We start from the raw sequence: 4,401 nt of genomic DNA on the forward strand, positions 1-4,401 counted from the left end.
CGCGCAACACCGCACCGAGGCTGTCCACGATGGCCAGCGTGGCGCGCTTGGGCTTCTCACCGAACATCCAGCTCAGCGTGACCCCGGGCGACGAACGCAGGCCCACGGCCGGCGTATACAGGTGCGACTTCGCGGCCAGCACGGCGGGCGTCGCCTGACGCAGCGGCGAAATGTTGTCGAGCACCCAGAAGCCGCGCCCGTGCGTACCGATCGCGAGCTCATCGCGCTCCACGATCAGATCGGCCACCGGCACGTCAGGCATGTTGAGCTTGAGGCTCTGCCACTTCGCACCGTCGTCGTACGAGATGTACACCCCGTGCTGTGTGGCCGCATACAGCAGCCCCTTGCGCGTGGGGTCCTCGCGCACCGCGTGTACGTAGTCTTCGGCGCCGAGGCCGTTCACGATCTTCGTCCACGTCTTGCCGAAGTCGGTGGTGCGGAAGATGTACGGCGCGCGATCGTTGAGCAGCGGACGACGCACCGAGATGTACGCCGTGCCGGCATCGAACGCCGACGCATCGATCTGCGACACACGGCCGAATTCCGGCATCTCCTTCGGCGTGATGTTCGTCCACGTCTTGCCGAAGTCACGCGTGATGTACACGAGCCCGTCGTCGGAGCCGGTCCAGATGGTGTTCACGTCCTTCTTGCTCGGTCCCACCGAGAAGATGGTGCCGTACACCTCGGGGCCGTTCATGTCGCCGGTGATCGGCCCACCCGACTTCTCCTGCGTTTCCGGCGCGTGGCGCGTGAGATCGGGGCTCAGGTTCTTCCAAGTGCGGCCGCCATCACGGGAGGCCCACAGGCGCTGCGACGACACGAACAGAAGCTTCGGGTCGAGCGGCGAAAAGAGAATGGGGAACGTCCACTGCCAGCGCTCCTTGATCTCCTTCGACGGTTCGCCGGAGTAGAACCAGGGATACGGATTCACCTCGCGCGACAGCCCCGTCTTCTTGTTGAACTTGTCGACGTAGCCGCCGTTGTTCGTGCCCGAGTAGAACACGTCCACATCGAGCGGATCAGGCGCGATGTAACCGGGCTCACCACCGCCCACCTGATACGACACCGCCATGCCCCCCTGGGCCTCCTGACCGGCCGCCGCATTCTGGCGACCCATGTTCCAGTTCATCGGCGTGCAGAGGGTGCTGTTGTCCTGCTGCGACCCGCACACGTGGAACGGGACGTGCTTGGTGGTGATCACGTGGTACCACTGCTCGGTGGGAAAGTCCTGCTCGGAGTACTTCTTCCCCGTATCGAAGGTCACGGTCCCACCACCGTCGTTGCCCGCTACGAGGTGATTGGGATCATCCATGTCGATCCACAGGTCGTGCCAGTCGCCGTGACTGCCATTACCGATGCTGGTGAGCGTCTTGCCACCGTCGGTCGAACGGAAGAACGACACGTTCTCGAGGTACACGAGATCGGCGTTCTGGTGATCGGCGTAGAGGTGTGTGTAGTAGAACGCGCGCTGACGGATGTTGCGGTCGCCATTCACGAAGGTCCACGTGGCGCCGGCGTCATCACTCTTGAAGAGACCGCCGTTCTCGTTCTCGATGAGCGCATACACACGACCGGGCTTCGCCGCGGTGAGCGCCACACCGATCTTGCCCACCAGTCCACTCGGCAGCCCCGTGGCGCGCGTGATTTCGGTCCACGTTTCACCACCGTCGGTGCTCTTGTACAGCCCCGAACCGGGTCCGCCCGACGACATCTGGTATTCCTTCCGGTACGCCTCCCACAGCGCCGCGTACAGCACCTGCGGATTGGTGCGGTCGATCGCGATGTCCACCGCGCCGCTCTTCGCATCACGGAACAGCACGCGCTTCCACGTGGCGCCGCCGTCGGTGCTCTTGTACACACCACGCTCCTCGCTCGGCACGCTGTACTTGCCGAACACGGCCGCGTACACGATGTCGGGGTTGGTGGGGTGCACGCGGATCTTCGAGATCGCGTCGACGGTGCGGAAGCCCACATGCTTCCAGCTCTTGCCGGCGTTCACGCTCTTGTAGATGCCGTCACCCGGCATGATGTTGCCGCGGATCGCGCTTTCACCCGTACCGATGTACACGACATCCGGGTTGGACTCGCTCACTGCGATCGCGCCCACCGAGGCGCTGGTGATCTGGCCGTCCGTCACCGGCCCCCACGTTTCGCCACCGTCGGTGGTCTTCCAAAGCCCGCCGCCCACGGCGCCGAAGTACGCTTCGTTCTTGCGCCCCTTCACACCGCTCGCGGCGATCGAGCGACCGCCTCGATCAGGGCCGATGTTGCGCCACCGGAAGTTCTTCAGGAACGCCGAGTCGAGGGTGACCGGCGCAAGGGCCGCGGGCGCCGGGCCCGGGCGGGCCGCCGGCTTGGCGGGAGGCTGGAGGAGCGCGACGGCCGGCAAGGCCAGTAACGCGAGCGAACGCACAGGGAACATGACACCTGAGGGTTAGGGTGGAGACTCACCGTAACCTACGGGCTGGAGGGGGATCCCGCTGCGCTGGCCGCGGGGAGGGGCGGGACTACGCGCGATCGACCACGCGCTGGAACCTACGCGTCGGAACCGACGCACTGGCACGGACGCGTTGGCACGAACGCAGGAGGGGCGCAGGCGCCCACGCGGGCACCCACGCCGAGACGCAGGCCAAGACGCACGCCAAGACGCCGGCAAAAACGCACGCAAAAACGCACGCAAAAACGAAGCGACCGCCCCCCGGCCGAAGGCCGAGGCGGTCGCCCGTAGTTGCCCGCGTCAGCGCCCGCGCCCCTCAGCGTAGTTGCCAACGCGTCCGTGCCAACGCGTAGTCGCCAACGCGTAGGTCCCAACGCGTAGTCGATCGCGCGTAGTACCCCCCCGCCGGTCAGCCGAGCAGCTTGCCCGCCAGGTACGCCTTCAGCTGCCCGGCATCGATCCGGTCCTGCGCCAGCGAGTCGCGATCGCGCACCGTGACCGTGTTGTCCCCCGTGCTCTGCCCGTCCACGGTGATGCAGAACGGCGTACCCACTTCGTCCTGACGGCGATAGCGCTTGCCGATCGAGCCCGTCTCGTCGTAGTCCACCGGGAAGGCGCCCCGCAGATCCTCCACGATCTTGCGCGCCATCTCCGGCTGCCCGTCCTTCTTGGTGAGCGGGAAGATCGCCGCCTTGATCGGCGCGATCGCCGGGTTGAGCCCCAGCACCACGCGCCCCTCGGCCTCGCCTTCCACCGCTTCCTCACGGTACGCGTTCACCAGCGCCGCGAGTGTCACGCGATCGGCGCCCACGCTCGTCTCGATCACGTACGGCACGTAGCGCTTGTTGTTCACCTGATCGAAGTACTCGAGCTTCTTGCTCGAGAACTGCTGGTGCTGCGTGAGGTCGAAGTCCCCGCGATTGTGGACGCCCTCGATTTCCTGGAAGCCCAGCGTGCCGCCGAAATCGAACTGCACGTCGAACGCGGCGCGCGCATAGTGCGCCAACTCGCCCGCGCTGTGCTGATGGAACTCGAGCCGCTCCCGTGACAAGCCGAGATCGAGGTGCCACTGCATACGCAGCGCCTTCCACTGCTCGAACCACTCCATGTCCGTGCCCGGCTCGACGAAGAACTGCATCTCCATCTGCTCGAACTCACGCGTGCGGAAGATAAAATTGCCCGGCGTGATTTCGTTGCGGAACGCCTTGCCGATCTGCGCGATGCCGAACGGCACCTTCTGACGCATGCTCTGCTGCACGTTCAGGAAGTTCACGAAGATGCCCTGCGCCGTTTCCGGACGCAGATACACCACGCTCGCACTCTCCTCGAGCGCGCCCATGTGCGTCTTGAACATCAGGTTGAACTGCCGCGCCTCGGTGAGCGCGCAGGCGTCATGCTGCCCGGGCTGCTTGCTCGGCTTCTGCGGGCACCGCGCATCCTCGAGCTTGTCGGCGCGGAAGCGTCCCTTGCAGGTCTTGCAGTCCACGAGAGGATCGACGAAGCCGGCCACGTGCCCGCTCGCTTCCCACGTACGCGGATGCATCAGAATCGCCGCGTCCAGCCCCTCGATGTCGTCACGCGACCGCACCATCGCGTTCCACCAGCGATCCTTGATGTTCTTCTTCAGTTCGACGCCGAGTGGGCCGTAGTCCCACACCGATCCCGTGCCGCCGTAAATCTCGGACGACTGGAAGATGAAGCCACGTCGCTTGCACAGCGACACCAGCTTGTCCATCACATCGGGCTGACTCATGGCACTCGGGTGTTCAGGGTCGCACTGCACCGCCCCACCCGGCTGGATGCCGGGCGTCAGCGCAGCGTAGGACTACGTCGTGGTGCGTTGCACCTGGCGTTGCACGTGGCGTTGCACATGGGCCGCGATGGCATCGCCATGATCGCGGCCGTTTTCGATGAAGATCCGATTGGCCTGGTTGCCGCTCGCGATCACTCCCGCAAGGTAGACA

2 protein-coding genes are annotated in these 4,401 nt (G+C 65.3%); both read right to left on the reverse strand.

What is annotated here, in order from left to right; translation table 11 throughout:
• The coding region (locus ACIQ6O_RS13370) for a WD40/YVTN/BNR-like repeat-containing protein (protein ID WP_396208287.1) at nucleotides 1–2,422 on the reverse strand (2,422 nt) is incomplete at its 3' end.
• A 424-nt stretch (nucleotides 2,423–2,846) separates the two neighbouring features.
• The gene (locus ACIQ6O_RS13375; RefSeq protein ID WP_396208288.1) at nucleotides 2,847–4,190 is read right to left on the reverse strand and encodes a glycine--tRNA ligase; all 1,344 of its coding nucleotides are present in this window, start codon (nucleotides 4,188–4,190) and stop codon (nucleotides 2,847–2,849) included.
• Nucleotides 4,191–4,401 lie beyond the last annotated feature (211 nt).

The sequence above is a fragment of the Gemmatimonas sp. genome (assembly GCF_044345575.1).
Classification (GTDB): Bacteria; Gemmatimonadota; Gemmatimonadetes; order Gemmatimonadales; family Gemmatimonadaceae; genus Gemmatimonas.

Bases quoted from the DNA above. Each gene is read 5' to 3' on its own strand.
- ACIQ6O_RS13375 (WP_396208288.1), bottom strand. From the start codon at position 4,190: ATGAGTCAGCCCGATGTGATGGACAAGCTGGTGTCGCTGTGCAAGCGA.